Origin of the sequence: Amycolatopsis sp. NPDC051061 (genome assembly GCF_040682935.1) — a bacterium.
Taxonomy (GTDB): domain Bacteria; phylum Actinomycetota; class Actinomycetes; order Mycobacteriales; family Pseudonocardiaceae; genus Amycolatopsis.
The window spans coordinates 86,804-111,896 of the sequence record NZ_JBFBBZ010000007.1; the positions used below are offsets into that span (position 1 = coordinate 86,804).

At 70.9% G+C, this 25,093-nt stretch carries 26 protein-coding genes; 8 read left to right on the top strand and 18 right to left on the bottom strand.

The features are described from left to right. Positions 1–88: 88 nt before the first annotated feature. The gene (locus AB0N03_RS11625) at positions 89–268 is read left to right on the top strand and encodes a hypothetical protein (RefSeq protein ID WP_364369111.1); all 180 of its coding nucleotides are present in this window, start codon (positions 89–91) and stop codon (positions 266–268) included. Between the two features lie 4 nt (positions 269–272). On the opposite strand, the gene AB0N03_RS11630 is transcribed toward AB0N03_RS11625, so the two are convergent. From AB0N03_RS11630 to AB0N03_RS11645, 4 genes are all read right to left on the bottom strand, one after another. Beyond that, the gene (locus AB0N03_RS11630; protein ID WP_364369113.1) at positions 273–929 is read right to left on the bottom strand and encodes a response regulator transcription factor; all 657 of its coding nucleotides are present in this window, start codon (positions 927–929) and stop codon (positions 273–275) included. A gap of 115 nt (positions 930–1,044) precedes the next feature. Next, the gene (locus AB0N03_RS11635; protein WP_364369116.1) at positions 1,045–1,698 is read right to left on the bottom strand and encodes a polysaccharide deacetylase family protein; all 654 of its coding nucleotides are present in this window, start codon (positions 1,696–1,698) and stop codon (positions 1,045–1,047) included. Between the two features lie 3 nt (positions 1,699–1,701). Continuing rightward, entirely contained in the window at positions 1,702–2,361 is a 660-nt protein-coding gene (locus tag AB0N03_RS11640) for a glycoside hydrolase family 11 protein (RefSeq protein WP_364369119.1), read from the bottom strand. A 105-nt stretch (positions 2,362–2,466) separates the two neighbouring features. Continuing rightward, positions 2,467–3,222, bottom strand: coding sequence for a hypothetical protein (locus tag AB0N03_RS11645; RefSeq protein WP_364369122.1), 756 nt, complete (start codon positions 3,220–3,222; stop codon positions 2,467–2,469). A 188-nt stretch (positions 3,223–3,410) separates the two neighbouring features. On the opposite strand from AB0N03_RS11645, the gene AB0N03_RS11650 reads away from it, so the two are divergent. Then, positions 3,411–4,277: a Scr1 family TA system antitoxin-like transcriptional regulator gene (locus AB0N03_RS11650; protein ID WP_364369125.1), complete on the top strand. Its 867-nt coding sequence runs from the start codon at positions 3,411–3,413 to the stop codon at positions 4,275–4,277. A 7-nt stretch (positions 4,278–4,284) separates the two neighbouring features. Further along, on the top strand, positions 4,285–4,500 hold the full coding sequence (locus AB0N03_RS11655; RefSeq protein WP_364369128.1) for a DUF397 domain-containing protein: 216 nt from the start codon (positions 4,285–4,287) through the stop codon (positions 4,498–4,500). 41 nt (positions 4,501–4,541) lie between these two features. Here the strand turns inward: AB0N03_RS11655 and AB0N03_RS11660 are convergent, their stop codons facing one another. Next, positions 4,542–5,216, bottom strand: coding sequence for a hypothetical protein (locus AB0N03_RS11660; protein ID WP_364369131.1), 675 nt, complete (start codon positions 5,214–5,216; stop codon positions 4,542–4,544). A gap of 147 nt (positions 5,217–5,363) precedes the next feature. On the opposite strand from AB0N03_RS11660, the gene AB0N03_RS11665 reads away from it, so the two are divergent. Further along, positions 5,364–8,240, top strand: a complete 2,877-nt coding sequence (locus tag AB0N03_RS11665; protein ID WP_364369134.1) for a BTAD domain-containing putative transcriptional regulator — start codon at positions 5,364–5,366, stop codon at positions 8,238–8,240. Between the two features lie 265 nt (positions 8,241–8,505). On the opposite strand, the gene AB0N03_RS11670 is transcribed toward AB0N03_RS11665, so the two are convergent. Continuing rightward, complete coding sequence (locus tag AB0N03_RS11670) at positions 8,506–11,037, bottom strand: ABC transporter permease (RefSeq protein WP_364369638.1); 2,532 nt, start codon at positions 11,035–11,037, stop codon at positions 8,506–8,508. 2 nt (positions 11,038–11,039) lie between these two features. After that, a complete protein-coding gene (locus AB0N03_RS11675) occupies positions 11,040–11,774 on the bottom strand; it encodes an ABC transporter ATP-binding protein (RefSeq protein WP_364369137.1) in 735 nt (244 codons plus the stop codon). A gap of 125 nt (positions 11,775–11,899) precedes the next feature. Between AB0N03_RS11675 and AB0N03_RS11680 the strand changes: the two genes are divergently transcribed. The 3 genes from AB0N03_RS11680 to AB0N03_RS11690 all read left to right on the top strand — a co-directional run bounded on the left by AB0N03_RS11680 (position 11,900) and on the right by AB0N03_RS11690 (position 14,009). Continuing rightward, the gene (locus AB0N03_RS11680; protein ID WP_364369140.1) at positions 11,900–13,099 is read left to right on the top strand and encodes a sensor histidine kinase; all 1,200 of its coding nucleotides are present in this window, start codon (positions 11,900–11,902) and stop codon (positions 13,097–13,099) included. Continuing rightward, positions 13,087–13,743 carry a response regulator transcription factor gene (locus tag AB0N03_RS11685; RefSeq protein ID WP_364369143.1) on the top strand — a complete coding sequence of 219 codons (657 nt, stop codon included), beginning with the start codon at positions 13,087–13,089 and terminating at the stop codon, positions 13,741–13,743. The genes AB0N03_RS11680 and AB0N03_RS11685 overlap by 13 nt, the downstream gene beginning before the upstream one ends. Positions 13,744–13,814: 71 nt before the next feature. Next, the gene (locus AB0N03_RS11690; protein ID WP_364369146.1) at positions 13,815–14,009 is read left to right on the top strand and encodes a hypothetical protein; all 195 of its coding nucleotides are present in this window, start codon (positions 13,815–13,817) and stop codon (positions 14,007–14,009) included. A gap of 88 nt (positions 14,010–14,097) precedes the next feature. Here AB0N03_RS11690 and AB0N03_RS11695 read toward each other — a convergent pair whose 3' ends face one another. From AB0N03_RS11695 to AB0N03_RS11730, 8 genes are all read right to left on the bottom strand, one after another. Beyond that, positions 14,098–15,045: a helix-turn-helix domain-containing protein gene (locus AB0N03_RS11695; RefSeq protein WP_364369149.1), complete on the bottom strand. Its 948-nt coding sequence runs from the start codon at positions 15,043–15,045 to the stop codon at positions 14,098–14,100. Between the two features lie 21 nt (positions 15,046–15,066). Further along, on the bottom strand, positions 15,067–15,633 hold the full coding sequence (locus AB0N03_RS11700; RefSeq protein WP_364369152.1) for a TetR/AcrR family transcriptional regulator: 567 nt from the start codon (positions 15,631–15,633) through the stop codon (positions 15,067–15,069). A 61-nt stretch (positions 15,634–15,694) separates the two neighbouring features. After that, positions 15,695–17,011: an ABC transporter substrate-binding protein gene (locus AB0N03_RS11705; RefSeq protein WP_364369155.1), complete on the bottom strand. Its 1,317-nt coding sequence runs from the start codon at positions 17,009–17,011 to the stop codon at positions 15,695–15,697. Beyond that, entirely contained in the window at positions 16,998–18,068 is a 1,071-nt protein-coding gene (locus AB0N03_RS11710) for a branched-chain amino acid ABC transporter permease (protein ID WP_364369158.1), read from the bottom strand. Before AB0N03_RS11710 ends, AB0N03_RS11705 begins: the two co-directional genes overlap by 14 nt. After that, positions 18,065–18,916: a branched-chain amino acid ABC transporter permease gene (locus AB0N03_RS11715; RefSeq protein WP_364369161.1), complete on the bottom strand. Its 852-nt coding sequence runs from the start codon at positions 18,914–18,916 to the stop codon at positions 18,065–18,067. The genes AB0N03_RS11710 and AB0N03_RS11715 overlap by 4 nt, the downstream gene beginning before the upstream one ends. 37 nt (positions 18,917–18,953) lie before the next feature. Further along, positions 18,954–19,661: an ABC transporter ATP-binding protein gene (locus tag AB0N03_RS11720; RefSeq protein ID WP_364369164.1), complete on the bottom strand. Its 708-nt coding sequence runs from the start codon at positions 19,659–19,661 to the stop codon at positions 18,954–18,956. Further along, positions 19,654–20,460, bottom strand: coding sequence for an ABC transporter ATP-binding protein (locus AB0N03_RS11725; RefSeq protein ID WP_364369641.1), 807 nt, complete (start codon positions 20,458–20,460; stop codon positions 19,654–19,656). The genes AB0N03_RS11720 and AB0N03_RS11725 overlap by 8 nt, the downstream gene beginning before the upstream one ends. A 349-nt stretch (positions 20,461–20,809) precedes the next feature. Next, the gene (locus AB0N03_RS11730) at positions 20,810–21,784 is read right to left on the bottom strand and encodes an ABC transporter substrate-binding protein (protein ID WP_364369167.1); all 975 of its coding nucleotides are present in this window, start codon (positions 21,782–21,784) and stop codon (positions 20,810–20,812) included. A 355-nt stretch (positions 21,785–22,139) separates the two neighbouring features. Here AB0N03_RS11730 and AB0N03_RS11735 point away from each other — a divergent pair, with 355 nt between their 5' ends. Further along, the gene (locus AB0N03_RS11735; RefSeq protein WP_364369170.1) at positions 22,140–23,051 is read left to right on the top strand and encodes a kelch repeat-containing protein; all 912 of its coding nucleotides are present in this window, start codon (positions 22,140–22,142) and stop codon (positions 23,049–23,051) included. A gap of 4 nt (positions 23,052–23,055) precedes the next feature. Here AB0N03_RS11735 and AB0N03_RS11740 read toward each other — a convergent pair whose 3' ends face one another. From AB0N03_RS11740 to AB0N03_RS11750, 3 genes are all read right to left on the bottom strand, one after another. Then, positions 23,056–23,319, bottom strand: a complete 264-nt coding sequence (locus AB0N03_RS11740) for a hypothetical protein (protein ID WP_364369173.1) — start codon at positions 23,317–23,319, stop codon at positions 23,056–23,058. A 10-nt stretch (positions 23,320–23,329) separates the two neighbouring features. After that, positions 23,330–23,659, bottom strand: a complete 330-nt coding sequence (locus AB0N03_RS11745) for a hypothetical protein (RefSeq protein WP_364369175.1) — start codon at positions 23,657–23,659, stop codon at positions 23,330–23,332. A 169-nt stretch (positions 23,660–23,828) separates the two neighbouring features. Continuing rightward, complete coding sequence (locus tag AB0N03_RS11750; RefSeq protein ID WP_364369178.1) at positions 23,829–25,076, bottom strand: MFS transporter; 1,248 nt, start codon at positions 25,074–25,076, stop codon at positions 23,829–23,831. Positions 25,077–25,093 lie beyond the last annotated feature (17 nt).

Genomic DNA, 25,093 nt, shown 5'->3' on the forward strand with positions numbered 1-25,093 from the left:
AGGTCTTGCTCCACCCGGTACCGGCGCTAGTTTCCTTCCGGTCGGGCGCCGCGCGAAAGCGGCGCCGCCCTCGGGAGGGGAATTCGCCATGGATGAAGTACTCGGTTTCATGCTGCTTCGTTTCGCCGTGATCGGCGGCGGGATCTTCCTGTTGATCCTGCTGCTCGGCGTGGTCGTGTTCGCGCTCAAGAAAGCGGGCCGGTACGACCAGGCGAAGCAGGTCGGCAGCAAGGCGCTCCAGCACCTCGAGGAGCGCCGCAAATCGTGACCGGTCAGTCGTGGTCGAGGCCGTGCCGCACGGCGTAGCGCATGGCCTCGATCCGGTTGCGGGCGCCGATCTTGGCGAACGCGTTGTTGATGTGCGTCTTCACCGTCGTCTCGCCGATGAACAGCTCGGCCGCGATCTCGCCGTTGCTCAGCCCGGCGGCGATCCACCCGAGCACCTCGGCCTCGCGCGCGGTGAGCCCGTCCGGCAGGCTTTCCTTGCGCGGCGCGGGTTTCACCGCGCCGGACAACGCCCCGGCGACCTGCCGCGAGACGTCCGCCCCGAACGTCAGCTGCCCGGCGACCACAGCCCGCAGCGCGGCGCCGATCTCGTGCCGGCCCGCGTCCTTCGTCAGGTAGCCCTTCGCCCCCGCGGCGAGCGCCCCGGCGATCGACTCGTCGTCCGAATACGTCGTGAGGACCAGGACGGCGACGTCCGGGTGCTCCCGCGTGAGGCGCCGGGTCGCCTCGGCCCCGCTCAGGACCGGCATGGTCAGGTCCATCAGCACGACGTCGAGGCAGTCGAGCTTCCCGGCCAGCGCGAGCGCCTGCGCGCCGTCGGCCGCCGAGCCGACGACGTCGACGTCGTCGAGGAGTCCCATCAGCGCGACCAGGCCTTCGCGCACGACCTGCTGGTCGTCCACCACCATCACCTTGATCACCATGCCCGGCAGTCTGCCGCATCGCCGGCCGCCCCCGCCGGGAGAGTGACGATGTGCCGGCCTCCGAACGAGTGAAAGGTGGCGCGGCGGATCGGGGCCGCCGCGCCACCCACGGGCCTCAGCCCGGTGCGACCGCCCGGCCCGTCTGAGGCGAGATCATCCCCGCGCACAGCCCGCGGCTCGCCAGGGTCTGCGCGATCCGCGGGATCGCGGCGAGGGTGTTGCCCGGCCATTCGTGCATCAGGATGATCTGGCCGTTGCCGAGGCGGGCGTTGGCCGCGACGATCGCATCCACGCTCGCGTTGTTCCAGTCCTGCGAATCGACGTCCCAGATGATCTGCCGGAGACCGTACTTCGCTTCCACGGCCTGCAGCGTCCCGTTCGTTTCACCGTACGGCGGGCGGAACAGCTTCGGCGTACCGCCCCCGGCCGCCGCGATCGCCTGCTGGGTCCGGGAAACCTCGGAGTCCATTTGGGACTGGCTCTGCTGGGTGAGGTGCGGGTGGGTGTAGCTGTGGTTGCCGACCCACATACCCGCGCTCACCTGGGCGCGCACCTGCGCCGGATACGCGGCGGCGTACTGGCCCTCGTTGAACATCGTCGCCCGCAACCCGTTCTGCCGCAACGCGTTCAGCAGGGCGGGGGTGTGCGCATTGGACGGTCCGTCATCGAAGGTGAGGCCGACGTACCCGCCGCAGGCCGCGGCTTGCGCCGGACCGACGGCGGCCACGGTCGTCACGGCCAAGGCGGCCACCAGGATCCAAGGACGCATGGGTCAGCCCACCGTCAGGTTCGAGTTGCCGCTGCTCTGGTAGCCCTCGGTGGCGAGGATCATGTAGTAGTTGAAGCTGCCGAGCCGCATGCCGTAGCGCGCCCACGCGTCGAAGTGGTTGCCGGTGGTGATGGTGCCACCGGTCTTCTTCTGCTGCCGCACGGACCAGTACTGGTTGAAGGTCTTGGTCCCCTCGACCGACGGCGCGTTGTACCGCGTGGTCTGGTAGATGTCGTAGGTGCCACCGTCGCTGGTGACGGTGCCCTTGTAGGTACCGGTCGGCCGGTAGGTGCCCCAGTTGTCGACGATGTAGTACTCGACGAGCGGGTTCGACGTCCAGCCGTAGAGGGCGAGGTAGCCGTTGCCGGAGGGGTTGAAGCTGCCGGAGTAGTTCACGGTCCGCCGGCTCCCGTTGCTCCACCCCTTGCCGCCGACGAAGTTCCCGACGTTGCTCCAGTTCATCCGGTAGTTGCCACCGGAGCCGAGCGTCATCTGGACCGAACCGCCACCGTCGGTCCAGAAGGAGTAGTAGTAGCCGCCGTTGTTCCCGGTCTGGCTGGTGGTGATGACGGTGTCGGCCCGGGCAACCCCGGGAAGGAGCGTCGCGGCCAGCGCGACCGCGGCCCCGGTCACGAACACCCTGAAGCGGTTCTTGGTGAGCATGCTTCCTCCTCGTCGAGGCTGGGATGGCGAAAGCATGCGTTCGACGTGTTCGGTGGGGCAATAACTTTCGGAAAGTTTCGGGAGTACGGCAGGCTTTCCCGTAGGTCACCCGAGCCGGTGCCACCGGGCGAGGTCCCGCCGCCGCGCGACCGGGGACGCTGCGACGAGCCGGATCCACGCTTTCCCACTCCCCGTACCGACGGGGTGGTAGGCGACAGCGGCGCTCCGTTCGCTGTGCCTGATGACTTCGTCGAACACCCAGTCCGACGCGATCACGGCGAGCACGGCTTTGGTCTTGGCCAATGCACTCTTGAGATCGGGCGCGTCGAGCAATTGCTGGGCGTGGAGTATCGAGGAGCCGGTGACGCCGTAATCGTCATAGGACACTTCCCCGGCGTGCAGGGCCAGCCTGAGCCGGATCCGTTCCAGCGGCGGGTGAACGGCGTTGTGCGCGGAGAGTTCGTCAGCGAGAGCGCCGAGAAGCAGATCAGCGAAGAGCGTCTTCGAGATTTGTGCGGGGGCGAGTACGAGTACACCGTCTCCCAGATCTTGGTGGCGGCAGGCGTCCCAGGGGATGTCGGTGGCGGCGAAAGCCCGCTCGATCGCGCGATACATGCCGCAGCGGATCCGGACCTTGTTGGGGTTGATGCGGCTGTGGCGCCCGAAGCCTTCGACGTCGACGACCACTATCGTGCAGTGGGCGGTGTTGAGCCCCAGGCTGTGCCGCCAGTCGACACGAGCAATCTCGCGAGGAGGCGAACCGATAGCCCCGGGGGCGGCGCCGACCTTCGAGCGGCCCGTTCCGCGCGTCCGACCGCCTGGCCGCGCCGCAGACGGCCTGGTTGTCTCGGGATCGGCCATCCTCGTTCCTTCCGACGAGCATCAGCCGATCGTGCGAGCGTGGTCGAGCCCTGTCGCCTCGAGCCGATGTCTATCCTCAGATTAGGTAAACCGGATACCCCACCACTACTGTGTCGGTCGCACCGTTCGGTTACCGTAACCAGGAACGTCCCCAGGCAGCTGCGCCTGCACGTGCAAAGGAGCCCGGCGTGTCAGCGCCTTCGTCGCCGATCGTTGCGTCCTGGGAGCTCGCCCTGCGCTTGAAGCGGCGGCGCGAGCAGCTGGGGGTCGAGGTCAGGACCATCACCGAGACCCTCGGCTTCACCCGCAACTACTGGTCCGCGGTGGAGAACGAGCGCAAAATCCTCTCGCTGGAGAGCCTCAGGCGGATCATCGAGCTGTTCGAGTTCGATGCCGAGGAGCGGGACGAGCTTTTCGCCCTCCGCGCCGCGGCCAAGGAGCGCGGCTGGTGGACGCGTTATTCCGCACTCTTCGACAATGAGATCCAGCGGCTCTTCGGGTTGGAACAGGGCGCCCGAAGCATTCGGGACTACGAAAATCTGCTCATTCCCGGATTACTGCAGACGGCCGACTACACCAGGGGCATAATGATGCCCGATGTGACCATGCGCCCGGTCGAGGTGGACCAGCGCGTGGAAGCGAGATTGCGCCGGCAGGTGCGGCTCACCGACGCGAACGATCCGTTCACATTCACCGCCGTTCTCAGCGAGGCGGCCCTCCGACAGCAGATCGGCGGCAAGCATGTGCTGCGCAACCAGCTCAGGCACCTCGCTGCACTGATCGAGCAGCACCCGGACACGCTCGACATCCGCGTGATCCCGTTCACGGCGACCGCATGCGGGCTGTTCGGCGGAGCGACCGTGGTTCTCCTCGACTTCGACAACCCGCAGCTACCGACCTTGGCGTGGCAGGAGACTGTCACTACCTGGGGCACGATCGACGATCCGACACAGGTCCGAAATCTCACCACGACGTTTCAGGATGCCTACCGGCGCGCCCTGAACAAGGAGGAAACCCTCCACATGATCTACCATCACGCCGGGGAGCTAGAATAGGAAAAAGTTGAAAAAAATTTCGCCATCCGCCGTATCGGACCGCGACGGATGGTTCAAGAGTAGCTATTCCAACGCCGGGGGAAGTTGCGTAGAGGCACGCTTCATCGCATGCGCCGCGCAGGTGCGGGACAGCAAGGATCGCCGCATGGACTCCCCCGTGATCGAGTTCTCACCCGACGCGTGGTCGTGTTTTCTAGGGGACCTGGCGTCCGGACGTTCCTGACGAGGGAGAGCCAATGATGAGGGCGCTTCGAAGCGCCCTCATCATCCCAGAGCCGAGCGTTCGAACCAGTCACCGCTTTCCCCGGCTCCGAGCAGCCGGACCCAGCCCCGGGCCGCCGTCTCCTTCTCCCGCACGAACACCGGCCGGTACCGCTCCGGCCGGCTCACCGGACTGTGCCGGATGATCTCGTCGTAGAACCACGCCGACGCGATCATCGCGAGGTCTCCCCGCGCATACGTCAACGCATCCCTCAACACCTCGGACTGCAGCAGTCGGAAAGCGTGCACGATCGCGGCCCCTGTCCTGCCGTGAGCGTCGTAGCTCACCTCGCCGGCGTGCAATGCCGCCCGGAGGCGGATTCTCTCCAGTGGCCGGTGCACGTGGTTGTGGTCGGCCAGAAAGGCCGTGAGCGCGGCGGGAACCAGCTCGCTGAACACCGCCTTCGGATACTCAGCGGGCACCAGCACGAGCACACCGTCACCGAGGTCGGCCCGGTAGCAGTCGAACCACGAGACACCACTGGTCACGAGCGCCTGCTGAACCACGCGATAGAGTCCCGCACGCAACGTCAACCTGTGCATGTTGGTCCGGTCGACCGCGGCGAACCCGTCGATCTCGATCACGAGAATGGTGTGGTGCACCGGATCCGCCACCGGCTCCACGACCGGGGGCGGCAAACTCCCCCACAGCCACTGCCACACGTCCGTCCACGACATGGGTTGATCGTGAACTCGCACGTTGGACGCTTCGCTTGCCGCCTGCTGGACAAATCCTTGACAGCCACTCGACCTGCGCTGAAACCCGCCGGTCGGCGGGTTACGGTGCTGGTCAGGAAGACCGGCCGGGGGTGGACGGGAAACCCGATGGAGTTCCGGATCCTGGGGCCCGTGGAGCTCCTGCGCGGCGACCGGAAGGTCGCGCTCGGGCGGGCCAAGGAACGGTCCCTGCTGGGCGTGCTGATGCTCAACCACGGCAAGGTCGTCCCCGTCCGGACCGTCACCGAGGCCCTCTGGGACGACAACCCGCCCGGCCACGCCAGGAACGACCTCCAGACCTACGTCAGCCGGCTCCGGGCTTGCCTGCGCGGCGCCGGGGTCTCCGCGCGGATCGTCACGCAGCGCGCCGGCTACCAGTTCCTGCCCGAAAGCGACGACCTCGACTACGCGCGCTTCAAGACCTTGATCCGGGACGGTGAGCATGCTCGCCAAACAGGACAGCTCGACGCGGCCGCGAACGCGCTGCGGAACGCGATGGATCTCTGGCGGGGCCCCGTCGTCGAAGACCTCGGCAGCGTCTGGATGGAGCAGAAACGGGACGACCTCGACCTCTACGACCGCGTCGCCGCCTATCAGGCGTTGTGCGCCGTCGAGCTCGAACGCCGCAACCACCGCGAGGTCCTCCGGATTCTCGACGACGCCATGGTCGACCACGAACTCGACCCCCAGTACATCGCGCAACGGCTCACCGCGTTGAACGGGCTCGGGCGCTACGAAGTCTTCGACGCCTACTGGAAACAGGTCTACGACCGGTCGGTCCGGTCGTTCGGGACCGGCCCCTCCCGCGAGCTGCAGGAACTGCACCAGCGGCTGCTCCAGTCGCGGGATTCGCTCGCCCCGGCCGACCTGCACCGCACCCAGGCCGCCATCCGCGCGCTGCCGCCCGCCCAGCTTCCGTCGGCGGTCAGCCAGTTCGTCGATCGCGACGAAGAACTCGCCCGGCTGAACGCGCTCTTCCTGCGGTCCCGGGTCAGCGGCCCGCCCACGACCCTCATCATCGCCGTCACCGGGCCGGCCGGCGTCGGCAAGACGGAGCTGGGACTGCACTGGGCGCACGCCGTCCGCGAGCGGCTCCCCCACGGCCAGCTGCACGCGGACCTCTCCGGGTACGCCGCCGGGCCGCCCCGCGACCCCGCCGAGGTGCTCGCCGAATTCCTCGACGCGCTCGGAGTCGCCGCCGGGGCCGTGCCCGCGAGCCCGAGCGCCCGGACCGGGATGCTGCGGACCCTGCTCGACGACCGCCGGGTGCTGCTCTTCCTCGACAACGCCCGGAATTCCCGGCAGATCGTGCCCCTGCTGCCGGGCAGCGCGCACTCCGTGGTCGTCGTGACCAGCCGGCATCGGCTGAGCGACCTCGTGACCCACCACGGCGCTTATCGGCTGGAAGTAGCCCCCTTCGCCGAAGCCGAAATTGCGCAGCTGCTCGAAGGCCTGCTCCGCGACTCCCCCGCCGAGCCACCCGACCCGGCCGCCGCGCTCGCGCTGACCGGCGGCACCCCGCAGGCCGTCCGCACACTCGCCGAGCTCCTGCCCGGCGCCGGCGATCTGCCGAGCCCGGCCGAACTCCTCCTGGCCGGCGAACTGGCGTCGGGCACGATCCTGACCTCGGTGTCGTGGTCCTACCGCGCCCTGGACCCGCCCGCCGCCCGGCTGTTCCGTTCGCTCGCGCTCCACATCGGCCCCGGCATCTCGCTGGACGCGATCTGCGCCCTCGACGGGACCGACGACGAGACCGCCCGCGGCGCGGTCGCCTCGCTCGTTTCTCTCCACCTGGCCGGCCGGGCGGAGGGCCGCTACCGGATGGACACCCTCACCCGCGCGGCCGGCGAACGGCTCGCGCTCGCCCACGACTCCCCCGACGACCGCCGGCAGGCTCAGGAACGGCTCCTCGACTGGTACATCGCCCGGGTCGCGGATGCCGGCGAGGTCCTGGCGCCCGCCTTGCGGCGCACAGCCGAACTCCCCCAAGGACGCCTGCCCGATTTCGCGGTCGCGAAAGCTTTCCTGGCCGACGAGGAAGCGAGCCTGTGCGCCGCGATCGGCCGCGCGGCGAGCGGGAGCCTGCCGCGGGCGGTGACGTTGCTCCGGCTGGTGCGGCCCCACCTGCCCATCGGCGACACCGCATCCGAGTGGCGCGAAGCCGTCCAGGCGGTGCTGCTCGCCACCCGGGCCGAACACGACCTCGACGCCGAGGGACAGGCCTGGACCGGCCTGGCCCGGATCCACCACGCGCTCGGCGATCCGGAGAAGACCGAGGAATCCCTCGAGCTGGCGAGCGCGATCTTCGGCAACACCGGCAACCGCCGGGACCGGTCCGAAGTCCTCCTCCTGCTCGCCCGCCACTCGGAAGACGCCGGCGACCCGATCCGCGCCGAGTCCTGTCTGCGCCAGGCCCTCGACATCCAACACAGCCTCAACGAACCCGCCCAGTGCGCCGCCGCCCACGGCGCCCTCGGTACGCACCTGCGCCGGCAAAGCCGGCTCGAAGAAGCCGAGACGCACCTCTCCCACGCGAAAATGCTGTACGCCGAGCTGGGCGACCACCGGCGCCACGCCGCGATGGCGCTCGAACTCGGCCTGCTGAGCCGCCGGACCGGCCGAACCACCGAGGCCATCCGGCAGTTCACCGAAGCGGTCACGCTGCACGACCGCTACCCGGCCGACCACGAGCGGACGCTCACCGCGCTGGTCGAGCTGAGCGAAGCCGCCTGCGACGCCGAAGAACACAACGACGTCCTGCTGTTCGCCCGGAAAGCGCTGGGGATCTCCCACTCCCCCGCCGACCACGCCCGGGTCGTCCGCGCGCTCGTGGCCCTGGTCCGGTCCCTGGCCGCGACCGGCCGGCAGGCCGAAGCGTGGAGCGAGTCCCGCCAGACCATCGCGCTCGTCGCCGACGTCGACGACCCGGTCCGCGACCACGTCCGCGAGCAGTTCACCAGGCTGGGACTGTGGCCACCGCATTAGCGGATTCCCGGCCGATTCCCCGTTAGCTTGACCCCGTACCGTTTCCAAAAGCAGGGGGTCGATTTCATGAAACGCATTACCGCGGCAATCGCGCTCGGGCTGGCCACAACGGCGCTACCCCTGGTCGGTGGTACCGGCCGGCCAATACGGCGGTCGCGCTCGGCGGGACCACCGACTGGCGCGTCCTCTCCTACACCGGCGAAGACACCGGCTCGAACTGCTGAAAACCGTGCGGGGTGAGCCGAACCGGCTCACCCCGCACGTTCTACTCCCGCAGGCCGATCGCGTCGATCGGGCGAGCCCGCAGCGCCACCCACGTCGACAGCCCCATCGCCAGCAACCCCAGCAATGCCGCGCCGCCGATTACTCCGAAGTAGACGGACCACGGTCCTGACGGCAGCGGATTCCCCCGCAGTCCCACGTTCAGCAAACCCAGCGGTACCAACGCGACCACCGTTCCGATGACCACCGCGATCCCGACCGTCGTCAACGCCTCGAGGCGCATCATGTGGGTCACCTGACGACGGGTCGTGCCGACCAGGCGCAGCAGCGCGAACTCCCGCGACCGCTGTGCCGTCGTCAACACCAGCGTGTTGGCCACCGAAATCGCCAGGTACCCGACGATCACCCCCACCGCGACCAGGTTCAGGTAGAACTGCGCCTGCCGGTCGCCACCTTCCGAAGGGGCCGCCGCCGCCACCGGAGCCACCGTCAGACCGGGGTACGGCAACTCACGAAGCGCCGACTCGACCGCCGAAGGATCGGCGTCAGGAGAACGCCGGACCAGCACCGAGTCGTCCAGCCGGCCGCCGTTGTGCTCGCGGGCCAACGCCACCGGCAGCACGAAGTCGCCGAACGCCAGGTCGTGCGCGTACGTCGCCACCAGCCGCAGCTTCGCCGGGACGCCGTCGCCGAAGTAGAACGTGACCTCGTCGCCGAGCTTCTTGTCCAGCCAGTCGGCCTCCGAGCGGCTCAACGCCACCGTGTCCCCGCTCAGATCCGTGAGCCGCCCGGTGTCGACGCCCAGCTCCAGCGCGCCGCGGGTCTGCTCGCCCGCCAGGCCCTGCGCGGACTTGCGCTGGACGTCCACGCTGTCGCCCACCGTCGACGCCGTGAGCACCGACGTCCGCACCACCGGCGTCGCCGCCACGACCCCCGGCACCCGTTCGACCGCCGCGGCGACCTCCGGCGAGACACCCGCCGGCCCGCTCAGCACGTAGTCGGCCGTCGTCGAACGGGCCGTCTCCTCCGCGGCGGCGGCCGTCGACGACGTCTGGCTGTAGAACGTCGCCAGCGCGAACGTGATCGACAGCAGCAGCGGGGTCACCGCCGCGGCCAGCCGCCGGGTGTTGGCCTGGGCGTTCGCGCCGGCCAGGTACCCGCTGATCCGCCACACCCGCCCCAGCACCGGCGCGAGCGCGCGCGTCACCACCGCGGTCACCTGCGGGCCGACCACCGCCAGCCCGATGACGACGACCAGCGTCGCCATCGTCGAGATCGCGGTCCCGATCTCGCCGCGCAGGAACAGCGGCACCAGCGCGCCCCCGAAGCCCACGAGCACCAGGGACCAGCCGGTGATCAGGCGGCCGCGGCCCAGCTCACGCCGTTCGACCGCCGCCTCGCCGAGTGCCTCGACCGGCCGGATCGTCGACGGCCGCCGCGACGCCGCCCACGCCGCCAGCCGGGCCGCACCCAAGCCGAGCAGCAGCGCGGCGAGGGACGGCAGCGGGCTGATCGCCAGCCCGAAGTCGGCCGGGATCACGCCGATCGCGGCGAACGCGTCCCGCAGCCAGGAAGCCACGGCCAACCCCGAAGCACCGCCCAGCACGCCGGCGACGAGGGCGACCAACGTCGTCTCGGTGCCGATCAGCTTGCGGATCTGGCGAGGCGTCGCCGCGACCGCGCGCAGCAGCGCGAACTCCCGGCGGCGCTGGTTGATCGTCAGCGCGAGCGTGCTCGCCACCACGAACACCGCCACGAGCAGGGCGAACCCGCCGAACGACCCGGCGATCGTGAGCAGCAGCGTCCGCGTCTGGCTGACGTCGAGGAACTCGATCGTGCTGCGTTCCACGCCGGTGGTGACCTCGGCGCCGCCGGTGACCGCGCCGATCCGGCCGGCGAGCGTCTCCGGCGCCACCCCGGGTTCGGCCAGGACGCCGATCGCGTGGGCCTGGCCGGGCCGTCCGGCCAGCTCCGCCGCCCGCTGCGGCGTGAAGAACAGCGCCGACTGCCGCGACAAGCTGTCCACGACGCCGCTGACCCGGAAGGTCATCGGCACCGACCGCGTCGCGATCTGCACCTGTCCATCGACGCCGACACCGGCGCGCCGGGCCAGGTCGGCGTCCAGGACGACGTCGCCGGGGGCCGCGGGCGCGGCACCGGCGCGCAGCGTGAACGGCGCCAGCACGGCCGCGTCCCAGTTGTGGCCCAGGGACTGCGGCCCACCGAGCACCGCGCCGGACGCTGTCACGACCTGCGCCGGGAAGCTCTGCTCGGCCACCGCCGCGCGGACGCCGGGCACCGCGGCGATCCGCCCGGCCAGCGCCTGCGGGACCGACGGCTGCTCGCCGACCTGCTCGAACGTCAGCGCGTCGGCGCCCGGCGGGTGCACGCTCTGTGCCCCGCCGACGACGACGGCCGCGGCGGCGTAGCGCTGGGTGGGGACGCCGGCGCGCAGGCCGGACTCCATGAGGACCCCGCAGCCCGCCACCAGGGCGGTGCCGCACAGGATCGCGATGAACGCGCCGGCGAACCCGCCGAGCCGCGTCCGGATCGTCTGCCACGCGAGGGACAGCACGGTCACCACTCCCCGAGGTGCGTCATGCGCTCCGCCACGCGCTCGGGCGTGGGGTGCGGGAGGTGCCCGGCGAGCTTGCCGTCGGCGAGGAAGAGCACGCCGTGCGCGGCCGAGGCCGCGACCGGGTCGTGGGTCACCATCAGCACGGTCTGGCCCATCCCGTCGACGACGGCGCGGAGCAGGTCCAGCACCTGGCGCGCGGTGCGGGTGTCGAGCGCGCCGGTCGGTTCGTCGGCCAGCACGACGTCGGGCCGGGCGATGAGCGCCCGCGCGATCGCGACGCGCTGCTGCTGGCCGCCGGACAGCTCCGCCGGGCGGTGCTCCAGCCGTTTCGCCATCCCGACGCCTTCGACGATCTCCCGCAGCCACTGCGGGTCCGGTTTGGTGCCGGCGAGCCGCAGCGGCAGCGTGATGTTCTGCAGCACGTTCAGCGACGGCATCAGGTTGTAGGCCTGGAACACGAACCCGACGCGGGTGCGCCGCAGCCGCGTCAGCTCGTTCTCCTTCAACCGCCCGATCTCGGTGCCGCCGAGCAGCACCTTCCCCGAGGTCGGCCGGTCCAGGCCGGCCGCGCAGTGCAGGAAGGTGCTCTTGCCCGAGCCCGACGGGCCCATCACGGCGGTGAAGGTCCCCCGCGCCACGTTCGCCGTCACGCCGTCCAGCGCGGTGACGGCGCCGTCACCGGAGCCGTACACCTTCCGCACCCCGGCCAGTTCCAGCGCATTCGCTGTCGTCATCGGTGATCCCCTTTGTTCTCTCCCAAGGAAAACTAGGGCGACGCGGCCGCGACCTCGATCCTGTGGAGGGGTGGATCCGGGGTAGCGCCAGCACCACCACGGGGGTGGGGTGCGACACTGTCGCCGTGACGACCCGCCTGCGCGAGTGCTGGTCGGCGGTTCGTTACCTCGTGGTCGGCGCCGGCACGTCGCTGTTGTCGATCTTCGCCCTCGTGGGCCTCCTCGCCGTGCTGCTGCTGTGCCCGTTCGGCGTCGGCATCCCGTCGCTGGCGCCGGCGGTCAAGCTGGCGCGGTGGCCGGTCGGGGTGGACCGGCGCCGGGCCGCGCGCAAGCTCGGCGAGGCCATCCCCGAGCCGTACCGGGCCGGCTCCCCGCTGAAGGACCCGGCGACGCGCCGCGACCTCGCGTGGCTCGCGATCCACGCCGCGACCGGGCTGCTGCTCGGCAGCCTCGCGGTCGGCCTGCCGCTCGGCGCGGTCCAGCAGGTCGTCACGGTCCTGATCTGGCCGGCTGTGCCCGGCGGGATCGAGGGGTCCCTGGGCATCGTGGTGAACTCGTGGCCGCGGGCGGGGCTGGACCTCCTGGTCGCCGTCGCCATGGCCGCGGCGACGTTCCTGATGCCGCGAGCCGCGCGCTGGCAGGCCCGCACCGCGCGGAAACTGCTCCGCCCCGCCCCCGGCGTCGTCCTGGCCGACCGGGTCGCCGAACTGACCGCGACGCGGGCGGCCGCGCTGGAGGCGCACGGCGCCGAGCTGCGCCGCATCGAGCGTGACCTGCACGACGGCACCCAGGCCCGGATCGCCGCGGTCGTGCTGCAGCTGGGCATCGCCGGCCAGCTCTACGACCGAGACCCGGCCATGGTGCGCGATCTGCTGGTCAAGGCACAGGACACCGCGACCGACGCGCTGGCCGAGCTGCGCACGGTCGTGCGCAGCATCTACCCGCCGCTGCTGAGCGAACGCGGTCTCGCCGGGGCGGTGCGCGCGCTCGCCGAGCGCACGCCGGTGCCGACGGCGGTCACCGTCGAGTACGAAACCGGCCGCCCGGCCGCGGTCGAGGCCGCCGCGTACTTCGTCGTCGCCGAGGTGCTGGCCAACGTCACCAAGCACGCCGACGCGTCCCGAGTGGACATCGTCTTGGGCGGCACGGCGTCCTTGCTGTGCCTGGAAATCCGGGACGACGGCCGCGGCGGCGCCGACGAGAAGCGCGGCAGCGGCCTGGCCGGCATCCGGCGTCGCGCCGAAGCCTTCGACGGAACCCTCACCCTGACCAGCCCACCCGGTGGGCCGACCGTGCTGCGAGTGGAGCTGCCATGCGGGTCGTGATCGCCGAGGACGACGCGCTGCTGCGCGAAGGCCTCGCGCTGCTGCTGAAGACGGCGGGCATCGAGGTCGCCGCCACCTTCGACAACGCCGAGGACTTCCTGACCTTCGTCGAAGGCGACCGGCCGGACGCCGTCGTGATGGACGTCCGGATGCCGCCGACCCACCGCGACGAGGGCCTGCGCGCGGCCGTCCGCGCCCGCGAGATCCACCCGGGACTGCCGGTGCTGGTGCTGTCCGCCCACGTCGAGACGAGCTACGCGGTCGAGCTGCTCGCCGACGGCGTCGGCGCGGTCGGCTACCTGCTCAAGGAGCGGGTCGGCAAGGTCGAGCGGTTCGTCGACGCGCTCGAGCGGGTCGCGAAGGGCGGCACGGCGATGGACCCGGAGGTCATCGGCCAGCTCATGTCCCGGCGGCGCGCGGCGGACCCGCTCGACGCGTTGACCGCGCGAGAACGCGAAGTGCTGGCGCTGATGGCCGAGGGCTACAACAACGGCACGATCGCCGAGCTGCTCGTCGTCAGCGACGGCGCGGTGCTCAAGCACATCCGCAACATCTTCGCGAAGCTCGGCCTGCCGTCGGACGAAGGCGGCGGGCACCGCCGGGTGCTCGCGGTGCTCGCCTACCTCGGCCGCGACGCGGGGTAGCGCAGGCACCACCCCGGATCCGGGTGCGCACGGCATCGAGCTGTTCGTCGTCCGGCCTTAGCGTTCTCGCCATGACCAACACCAGCGCACCCGCCCGCACCGCCACCCCCGTTCTCCTCTGGGTGGTCCTCGTCGTCAGCGCCGCCGTCAACGCCGGTGGTTCCGTGACGGGACTCGACTTCACGCTCCGGATGATCGCCGGCGGCATCGCGCTCGCCGCGACCGCCGGCCTCATCACCTTTTACGTCCGGCGCCGGAAGGCGTGAACCGCCGGCGCCGGGCGCGGCCGGGTCCGCGGTCACCGGAACGTCATGAACGACTCGTTCATGTCGCCGGACGAGGTGAACGACTCGTTCATGACGTCGCCGCGCCCCGGAAACTCGCCCGGTAGGCCTGCGGACTCGTCCCCACCACTCGCTTGAACCGCTCCCGGAACGCGCCCGGCGATCCGAACCCCACCAAACCCGCGATCCGGTCCACCGGCTCGCCCGTCGCCTCCAGCAGGTGCTGCGCCCGCCGGACCCGGGCCCGCAGCAGCCACTGCAACGGCGTCGTGCCCGTCTGCTCGCGGAACCGGCGGTTCAACGTCCGCGTGCTCATCCCCACCCGCGCCGCGACGCCGGACAGCGTCAGCTCGGCGGCGCAGTTCTCCTCCAGCCACGCCAGCACCGGCTCCAGCTCGGACCCGCGCGGCGTCGGCGGGACGTCGTGCGCGATGAACTGCGCCTGGCCGCCCTCACGCTCCAGGGGCATCACCGACAGGCGGGCCGCCGAAGCCGCCACCGCCGAACCGTGGTCGCGGCGGATCAGGTGCAGGCACAGGTCCAGGCCCGCCGCCGCGCCCGCCGAACTCAGGATCTGGCCGTTGTCGACGTACAGCACGTCCGGGTCGACGTCGACCGCCGGGTACAGCCGGGCCAGCTCGGCCGCGGCCGCCCAGTGGGTCGTCGCGCGGAGGCCGTCCAGCAGGCCCGTCTCGGCCAGCACGAACGCCCCCGAACAGATCGACGCGATCCGCGCTCCCCGCGCCGCCGCCGACCGGAGCGCCGAGACGACCTCGACCGGGAGAGCGGGGTTCGACGCCCGGCCCGGCACGATGATCGTGCCGGCGTCCGCCAGACCGCGGAGGTCCCACGGTGGCCGGAGCGTGAACATCCCCGCGTCCAGCTCGGGAGCCGGCCCGCAGATCCGGACCTCGTAGGCCGGTGAGCTGCCCAGGAGCGTCCGCGAGAAGACCTCGATGGGCGTCGCCAGGTCGAACGGGACGACCTGGTCGAGCGCGAGGACCGCCACGATGTGCATGGCACCACGGTAGACCGTCCACTAAGGACGGAGGCTGCGCAGCATCAGGTTCGCGAAGTGCTCCCCCACCTGCTCCCCCGAAAGCGAGCCGTCCGCGTGGTACCACATGCCGAGGCGGTGGATCGCGCCGAAGTGGTAGTTGATCACCAGGTCGGCGGGGACGTCTTCGCGGAAGACGCCGGTGCGCTGCCCTTCGGTGACCAGGTCCCGCACCCGCTCGTGGTAGGTGCGCCGCTCGGCTCGCACCTGGACCTGCTTGGACTTCTCCAGCAGCGGGAACGACAGGAAGAACACGGTCGCCGCGTCGAGGTCGGCGATGCTCGTCACGACGACGTCGGCGATGATCGCGTGCAGCCGCTCCGGCAGCGGCAGGTCCGACTCGGCGATCGTCACCATCCGGCGGGTCTGCATCCGCAGCATCGCCGTGTAGATCTCGAAGAGCAGGTCGTCCTTGGACTCGAAGTAGTGGTACAGCCCACCCTTGGTGACGCCGGCCTCTTCGACGATTTCCCGGACCGTCGTGGCCTCGAACCCCTTCTCGGCGAACAGGCGGACCGCCGCCCGCACGACCTTCTCCCGCACGTTCATGATGGCCACCCTCTGTGAGCGGGCGGGCCGGTCCGCACGGCGCTGCGGACCGGCCCGGTCCTCACTTGCCCAGCAGGTTCACCTGCTCCGGAGTGGCGCGTTCACCGGTGTACGGCGTGATCGCCCCGGTGCTCCGGTCGGTGACCGACGGTGGCTGGATCACCGTCGTCGTGGTGTCCGGGTTGATCTTGAACACGTACGCACCGGTGTAACCGGAGTGCGAGTCCTTCGAGAACCCGAACGGCGTGAGACCCGGCCCCTTGAGGGCGCCCGAGCTCATGGCGTCGACGATCTTCTGGCGCGTCGGGTCCGGCCCGGCGGCCTTGAGCGCCTGGCCGAACGTGTACGCCTGCACCATCCCGTAGAACAGCGTGTTGGTGAGCGGCTCCTTCGGGATGTACTTGTCGTGGATGCCCTTGAAGTAGGCGACCCACGGGTCGGACGTCTGCGCGACGTCGGGCAGGTAGCCGGTGCCGATCAGCCCGTTGAGCAGCTGCGCGCTGGACACGCTGGCCCCGCCGCGCTTGGCGAAGTCCTGCAGCAGCCCCGACAGCGTCGCCGGGTCCGCGCCGATGCTGCTGACGACGAACTGCGGCTTGTAGCCGATCTTCGCCGCGGCCAGGATCGACAGCGCGGTGAACGCCGGGATGCACTCGCAGACGACGACCTCGGCGCCCGCGGCCTTGAGCGCGGACAGCTGCGGCGTGACGTCGGTGTTGGCGCTGTCGTAGCCCTGCCGCGCGACCGTCTGGTCCTTGACGAACTGGTCGAGCCCGGCCTGGGTGTCGCGGCCGACGTCGTCGTTCTGCGTGAAGTAGCCGATCTTCTTGCCGGCGAAGGTGTCCTTCATGTACTTGCCCTGGATCTTGCCCTCGCGGGTGTAGTCCACCTGGTACCCGAAGGTCATCGGCGCCTTCTGCGGGTTGTCCCACGCCAGCGCGCCCGAGGACACCAGCAGGTCCGGCACGCCTTCGGTGTTCAGGTAGTCGACGACCTTGGAGTGCGTCGGCGTGCCCAGGCCGCCGACGATCGCGAACACCTTGTCCTGCAGCACGAGCTTCTTGACGACCTCGACGGTCTTCGTCGGGTTGTAGCCGTCGTCCTCGACCTTGTAGTCGATCTTGCGGCCGTTGATCCCGCCGGCGTCGTTGATCGCCTGGTACACCGCGCGGGCGCCGACGGAGATCTTGCTGTACCCGGGTGCGGCCGGGCCGGTCAGCGGCTGGTGGCTGCCGATGACGACGGAGTCCTTCGTGACCCCGACCGCCGAGTCGGCGGCGGCCTGCGTGCCGCTGGTGTCGGTCTCCCCCGCACCGCCGCACGCGCTGAGCGCGAGCGCCAGCACCGCGATTCCCGCGACGGTTCTAGTGGTTCTCATGGTTCTCCTTCTTTTCGGCGGGTCGACGGAGAAGTCCGCGAAGCCGTTGGAAACCGCCCTGGATGCCGCGCGGGAAGGCGAGCACGACGACGATGAGGATCACGCCGTACACCGCGAGCGGGAGGTTGTTGGCCACGTCGGTGTTCAGGTGCAGGACGTCGGCGAGGTCCTCCGACCAGGCCTGGAAGTAGACGAGCGCGACCGCACCCCACAGCGCGCCCCACAGGGAGCCGAGCCCGCCCAGCACCACGGCCGCCAGCAGGCTCAGCGACAGCGCGGGCGTGAACGAGCCGGGTGCGGCGGTGCCGAGCAGGAACGCCTGCAGGCCACCGGCGAGGCCGCCGCACACCGCGCTGATGAGGAACGCGAGGATCTTCGTGCGCCCGACGGCGATCCCGCTCAGCGACGCGGCGACCTCGTCGTCGCGGACCGCGCGGAAGTTCCGGCCGAGCTTGCCGCGCACGACGTTCACCACCAGCACCAGCGCGATGAGCACGCTGAGCCAGACGATCCAGGTCTGCCAGCGCAGCTCGGGCACGCCGATCCCGGCCGGTCTGCTGTGGACGGTGAAGCTCAACCCGTTGCTGCCGCCCAGGAAGTCCTGGAACCGGCGGGTCAGCGCGGGCAGGCCGACGGCCAGCGCGAGCGTCGCCCCGGCGAGGTACGGGCCGCGCAGCCGGGCCGCGGCGGCCCCGGCCAGCAGCCCGGCGAGCCCGCCCGCGGCCGAGGCGAGCAGCAGGTCGGCCCACAGCGGGAACGACGGCACCCGCCGCACCAGCAGCGCCACCGTGTACGCGCCGATGAACATGAACGCGCCGTGCCCCAGGGAGACCTGGCCGGTGAGGCCGGTGAGCAGGGTCAGCCCGGCGACCGCGATCAGGTAGTAGCCGATCGTCGCGATCCGCAGGTTGGTGAACTCGTCGGTGACCAGCGTCAGCAGGACGACGACGGCGAACGCGGCCAGCGCGAACAGGACGTGGCGCAGCAGCGGTGGCAGCGTCCGCTTCTTCGCCACCGTCTCCACCGGGGCTTCGGGAAGGCTCGTGCGCACGGTCATACCCGCCTCACCTTCGCGCGGCCGAACAACCCGCTGGGACGCACGATCAGCACGACGACGAGGATCGCCAGCGCGGCGATCGTCACCATCTCCGGTCCCAGGTAGCCGGACACGTAGGACAGTCCGACGCCGAGGACGAACCCGCCGGCGATGGTGCCCAAGGGGTTGTCCAGGCCACCGAGCACCGCGGCGGTGAGGGCGTAGACGAAGACGCCGTCCAGCACGTTCGGGAAGAGGAACGGCGGGGTGGCGAGCAGCCCGGCCAGCGAGCCGACCGCGGCCGCCAGGCCCCAGCCGATCGTCAGCATCAGCCCGACCCGCACGCCGAGCGTGCGCGCCACCTCCGGGGCGAACGCGGCCGCCCGCATCCGCAGGCCCAGCGGCGTGTACTTGAACACCACCAGCACGAGCGCGGCGATCACGAGCACCACCAGCACCACGAACAGGTCGTTGGCGGAGAACCGGCCGACGAAGTCGAAGGCGTACGGGAACGCCAGTGGTTCGTTGGACCAGATCATGCCCGCGATCGCCTGCAGCACCAGGAGAAGCCCGAGGGTGACGATGATCGAGCTCAGCTCGGAGCGGTGCCGCAGCGGCCGGATCAGCAGCCGTTCGGTGGCGACGCCCAGCAGCGTCCCGGCCACGATCGCGACGGCGAAGCCGAGCCAGTAGCTGCCGGTCGCCTTCGTCACCGAGTACGCGAGGTACGTCGAGATCAGGGCGAGGGCGGGCTGCGCGAAGTTCACCACCCGGGTGGCCCGGTAGATGATGACCAGCGCGAGCCCGAGGGCCGCGTAGACCGCGCCGGCGGAGATCCCGCCGAGGGTCAGGTCGAAGAATTCCTGCATACCGGACCGTTCACCTCCAGGTAACCGGTTGGATGGATCAGAAGCCGAGGTAGGCGTGGCGGAGGCCGTCGTCGGCCAGCAGCTCCGCGGCGGTGTCGACCGCCACGACGCTGCCGAGCGCGAGGACGTAACCGTTGTCCGCGATGGACAGCGCGCTGTGCGCGTTCTGCTCGACGAGCACCACGGTGAGCCCGGTCGAGGTCCGCAGGTCCCGCAGGATGCCCATGATCCGGGCGGTGATCAGCGGCGCGAGGCCCAGCGACGGCTCGTCGAGCAGCAGCAGGTCCGGCCGGCTCATCAGGGCGCGGCCGATGGCGAGCATCTGCCGCTCGCCGCCGGACAGCGTCGCGGCGGGTTTCGCCGAACGTTCTTCCAGCGGCGGGAAGAGCTCGTACACCTCCTTGCGCGCGGCCTCGCGGTCGGCGCGGTCGCGGCGCCACAGCGCACCCAGCCGGAGGTTCTCGTCGACGGTCAGCTCGGTGATGACGCCGCCGCCTTCGGGCACGTGCGCCACGCCGCCGCGGGCGATGCGGTCGGGCGCCAGGCCGGTGAGGTCCTTGCCGTCCCAGGTGATCCGGCCGCCGCGGGCCGGCTGCAGCCCGCTGATCGTGCGCAGCAGCGTCGTCTTGCCGGCGCCGTTCGCGCCGAGCACGGCGGTGATCCCGCCGCGCTCGACCGCCAGGCCGACGCCGTCGAGCGCGCGGACGGCGCCGTAGGCCACGGAAAGCTCGTCGATCTCAAGCACCGGGCGCCTCCTCGGCGGGGTCGCCGAGGTAGGCCTCGGCCACGCGGGGGTCGGCCTGGATCTCGGCCGGCGTGCCCGCCGCGATCACCTCGCCGAAGTTGAGCACCACCACGCGGTCGCAGACCTGCATGACGAGGTCCATGTGGTGTTCGACGAGCACGACCGCCATGTGCCGCCGCAGCGACAGGATCAACGTCGAGAGCTCGATGAGCTCGGCGGCCGAGAGCCCGCTCGCGGGTTCGTCGAGCAGCAGGAGGTCGGGCTCGGCCACCAGCGCCCGGGCGAGGGCGACGCGTTTTCGCACGCCGTAGGGCAGCACGCCGGGCAGCCGGTCGGCGAGGTCGGCGATCCCGAGTTCCCCGAGCGTCGCCCGGGCCCGCGCGGCCAGGTCGGATTCGTCGCGCGCCGAACGCCCGGCGCCGACGAGGGCGGGGAGCACGCCGGTCTTCGCGTGGCGGCCCGCGCCGGCCATCACGTTCTCGAGCACGGTCAACCCGGCGAAGAGGCCGAGGCCCTGCAGGGTGCGGACGATCCCGAGGCCCGCGAGGTGTTCGGGGCGGTGCCGCACGAGCGGTTCGCCGCGCCACAGCACCCGGCCGGAGTCGGGCCGGACGAAGCCGCAGATGACGTTGAAGAGGGTCGTCTTCCCGGCGCCGTTGGGCCCGATGACCCCGACGACGGTGCCGGCGTCGACGCTCAGCCGGACGTCGTGCAACGCGGTGAGCCCGCCGAACCGCACGGTGAGGCCGTCGACCACGAGCAGGTCCTCGCCGGGCAGAGCCTCACCCCGAAGTGTCATCATCGACTCTCCCGTCTCTCCTGTCCCACGATGTGGACCAGGCCGTACCGCGCGGTCGGTATGAAGAGGGTGGGGCGCGGCGCCGGTCGTGTCAAGGTGCGAACCGGCCGGAACGGGATCTTCGCGACCGGTCCGTGAATTTCGGAAAGTCCGTGTGACGGGAGAAGTCCTGACAGCACAGCACCGTCATGAACGACTCGTTCAGGTCGTCGGACGCGGTGAACGACTCGTTCATGTCATCGGGCTACCGGCGCCCGGCCAGGTAGCCGGCCGGGCCGGCCGCCCCGGCCACGCACGCAAAAGGGCGGGCGCGCTCTTCAGCGCACCCGCCCTTCCCTCCCGGCTCCGGTCAGCCGGTACTCGCCTGCGGGACGATCATCGCGGAGGCGTCGAGCTTCGTCTGGACGACGTCCAGCTGCTGCAGCAGGTCCGGCACCCGCTGGATGCGCCGGGCGTCCAGGGTGGACCCGAACGCGGGCATCACCATCAGGCCCGCGATGTCCTGGTCCACCTTGGCGTTGCGGACGACGAGCGGCTCGATCCGGGACCGGTCGACCGCGGCGCGCGTCGCGTTGAGCATCGCGCGCTGGAACGCGAGCATCGTCTTCGGGTGACCCTGGACCCACTTCGCCGTCGCGCCGAAGCCGGTCAGCGGGAAGGACTGGGTGCTGCCGCTCGCGGCGTCGATGACCGGGTACGCGCCGGCGATCTTGGCCGACTGGGTGAGGAACGGCTCCGGCTGGTAGGCGGCGTCGACGCGGCCCTGTGCCAGCGCGGTCCCCATGTCCGGCAACGGCATCGGCACCCACTCCACCTTGTCGAAGCCGACCCCGTGATCGCGCATCACCGACCGGGTCAGCACGTCCGAGGCGGCGTTCTTCGAGCTGATGGCGATCCGCTTGCCGTTCAGGTCGGTCACCGTCTTGACCGGCGAGTTCGGCACGGTGACCAGCTCGTTGCTGCGCGGGCTGGCCGAGGTGGCGTCCGCGACCAGCTTCACGTCGGCGCCGTTGTTCTTCGCCAGGAAGAACAGCGTGTAGGTGGACAGCGCGAGGTCGTTCTGGCCGTTCGTCATCCGGGTCAGCGCCTCCTGCCCGCTGGCGGCGAGGTCGGCCTGCACGTCGAGGCCCTCGGCCTTGAAGTAGCCGCCTTCCTGCGCCAGCCAGAACGTGGCGAGGTCGACGGCGGCGAAGATCGCGACCCGGATCGCCGGCTTTTCGACGGCACCGCCGCTACCGGACCCGCCTCGCTGGCTGCACGCGCTCACCAGCGCGAGGACGAGCGCGAGCACGGCGAACCGGCGGGTCGAGGCGCGTTCGAGCATGGCACTCCTCGGAAAAGAATCTTTCGATCACGGGAATCCGGCTCGTACAGCCGTGATCGCCGGACTGTAGATGACGATTTCCGGGTCCGCAAATATCGATTCGGGAAAGCCTGAACGCCGTTCAAACGGGTAATCCACTGACCGGCGGGTGCTCACCAGGGGAAACAAACCCACGAGAAACCGGCACACAGCGTGATCGATGTCCGCCATCCAGCCGAGCGCGCTACAGCGGATGACCCATCCGGAAACGCATCGCCCGCGCCGCGCCGGACAGCGAAAAACCAATTCCGGCCGGGTCCGTAACAAACGGATCGTCTTTGGAGACTCTGGCGGGCGGAATGTGAAGGGGTGGACGATGAACGTGTCGTGGAAGTACCGGCCGCCGATGCTGTCGCCGAGGTTCGCCCACGAGGTGGCGACCGTCGGGGAAGACGTCTTCGTGCTCGGCGGGACCGACGGGAACGTGGGCTTCGGCTCGGTGGAGACGCGCAAGCTCACCGGCAGCGGCGCCTGGCGCTACGTCAGCCCGATGCCCACTCCGCGCGGGAACCACGCCGTCGGCGTGGTCGGCGGGCTGATCTACGCCGCCGCCGGGATCACCGCGGACGACCGCACGACCGACGTCGTCGAGGTGTACGACCCGGCGGCCGACGAATGGCGGCCGAGCCCGTCGCTCCCGGTGCCGCTCGGTGCGGCGTCGGCGGCCGGGTTGGGCGGAAAGCTTTACGTGGCAGGCGGTTTCGTCGGGGACAGTGATCCCGAGGAACACGCCACGGACGCGGTGCTCGTCTTCGACCCGGCGGGGCGGCACTGGACGCCGCTGGCTCCGATGCTCACCCCGCGGGCCCGGTTCCGGCTCATCGCGACCGACACGCACCTGTACGCGCTCGGCGGACTGCCCAGCCGGCAGCAGAACGCGCTGGATTCCGTGGAGCGGTATTGCCCGGACACCGACCGCTGGGAGGCGGTGGCGCCGATGCGCAAGCGGCGTGGCGCGCCCGGCGCGGTGCGGGTGGGCGACCGGATCGTGGTGGCCGGCGGCGGCCCCGCGCCGGTCGAGGACCCGACCGCCCGGGACCGCACGACCGAGGTCCTCGACGTCCGCACGGGGGAATGGGTGCTGCTGGGCACGCTGCTCCCCCACAGCCGGGCGTCGGTGGTCTGCGCGGCCACCCCGGCGCACCGGGTCCTCGCCATCGGCGGGAACGCGAACCTCTACGGCAGCCTGATCACCGTGCCGGACGTGCTTTCGCTCAAGCTGCCGTGAGCGGTCAGCAGAACCAGCCGGCCTGGATCCAGCCGCGCTGGTCGACGTGACCCATGGCGTAGCCCTCGGCCCAGTCGCCGCTGGGCGAGTACCGCGACAGCTCGAAGTGGTCGCCGCGGTAGAGGGTGCCGACGATGACGCCGGCCGGCTGCGTCCGGACGTAAAGGTCCTGGGCGCAGATTTCGTGCACGGTGCCGGCCGAAGCGGCGGGGGTGGCGACGATCGCCAAGGCAGCGGTGAGTGCCGTGGTCAGGATGGCGCGTTTCATCGGTTCCCTTTCAGTTCAAGGCGAAGCAGTCGCGGAGCAGGAAGCCCCACTTGCTCGTGCCGTGCCAGAAGACGTCGGCCGAGTTGTGGTCCGAAGTGATGTAGCGGACGCCGATGTAGTTGCCCTGCACGAGCGTCGCGATCGGGTCGGAGTGGCCTTGGCCGGGGGTGTAGTTGCCGAAGAGGGTGGCGGTGGCGCAGGTGATGTGCGCGGCGTGGGTCGGCACCCAGGGGTCGTTGATGGTCCCGCTTCCACTTTGGACGGTTGCCTCGGCGGGGGCCGCGGTGAGCCCGGCCGCGGCGACGGCGAGGAGCGCGGCCGCACAGGTTCGCTTGATCATTTCGGTCCTTTCCGGACGGACGAAGTCGTCGTCGGGAAAGAACTACCGCGCGGTGCGGCAGGGCGGAAGCCCACGCGATGACCGGGCGTGCACACTTCGGGTCCGGCTGAGCAACGGCGCCGGTCAGGGACCGTCCGAGCCGTGGCCAGGTGGGCTGCCGCGGCTGGGCCTACGGAGCCGCCGCAGCCTTGGCGGGCGTCGCGAAGCGGCGCAAGCCCGGCGTTCCCGCCCCCACCAACGCCACCGCCACCACGCACAACACCCCGCCGCTCACCAGCGCCGCCGCCCCGGACGTCACGCCCGCGACCAGCCCGCCGCGCAGGTTTCCGAGGTCCGGGCCGGCCTGGCCGACGATCTGCTCCGCCGCCGCGACCCGCCCCAGCAACGCGTCCGGCGTGTTCAACTGCACCAGCGCTCCGCGCGTAACCACCGAAACCGTGTCCGCCGCGCCCGCCAGCACGAGGCACCCGAGTCCCACCCACGGATCCGGCGCCAGCCCGAACACCACCAGCGCCCCGCCCCACGCCGCCGAGCCGGCCAGCATCACCCGGCCCGGCCGGGGCAGCCGGGTGAACGTCCCCGAAAACACCGACGCCGCCACCCCGCCCACCGCGATCGCCGACAGGAACAGCCCCAGCGTCCGCGGGTCGCCGGCGAACCTCTCCGCGTTCACCAGCGGGAACAGGCTGATCGGCATCGAGAGGACCGTGGCCGCCAGATCGGTCAGCAGCGCACCCCGGACGACCGGGGTGCGCACCAGGAAAGCCAGCCCGTCCAGCACCCCGCGCAGCCCCGGCCGCGACGGTTCGCCGCCGGGTCGCATCGGCGGGATGCCGAACACGCCGTAGAACGCCATCGCGAACGTCAGCGCGTCGACGACGTAGCAGCCGCCCACCCCGACCCGGCCCAGCAGCAGCCCGGCCAGGGCCGGACCGAGCAGCATCGCGCCCTGGAACGCGATCCGGTTCAGCGCCAGCCCGGCCGGGAGCTGCTCCGGCGCCAGCAGCCGCGGGACGAACGTGCGCGCCGCCGGCCCGCCACCCGCGACGAAGCACGACTGCACGGCCACCAGCCCCAGCACGGCCGGCACCGGCACGTCACCGAGAAACCCCTGCACGGCAAGGAGAACCGAGCAGCCGGCCTGCCCCGCGGTGGTGAGCAGCGCGAACTTCCGCCGGTCGACGCGGTCCACCAGCGACCCGGCGAACAGCCCGAACACGACCACCGGCAGGGCCTGCGCGAGCCCCACGGCACCGGTCCAGACCGTGCTCCGCGTCTGCTCCCAGACCTGGAACATCACGGCGACGAGCGTCATCTGCGCCCCGAAGCCCGAGAAGACCCGGCCCAGCCAGAGCCGCCGGAAGGCCGGCGACACGCGGAGCGGGGTCAGGTCGACGAAGGCACGGCTCAGGGACACGGGCCAAATTGTAACAG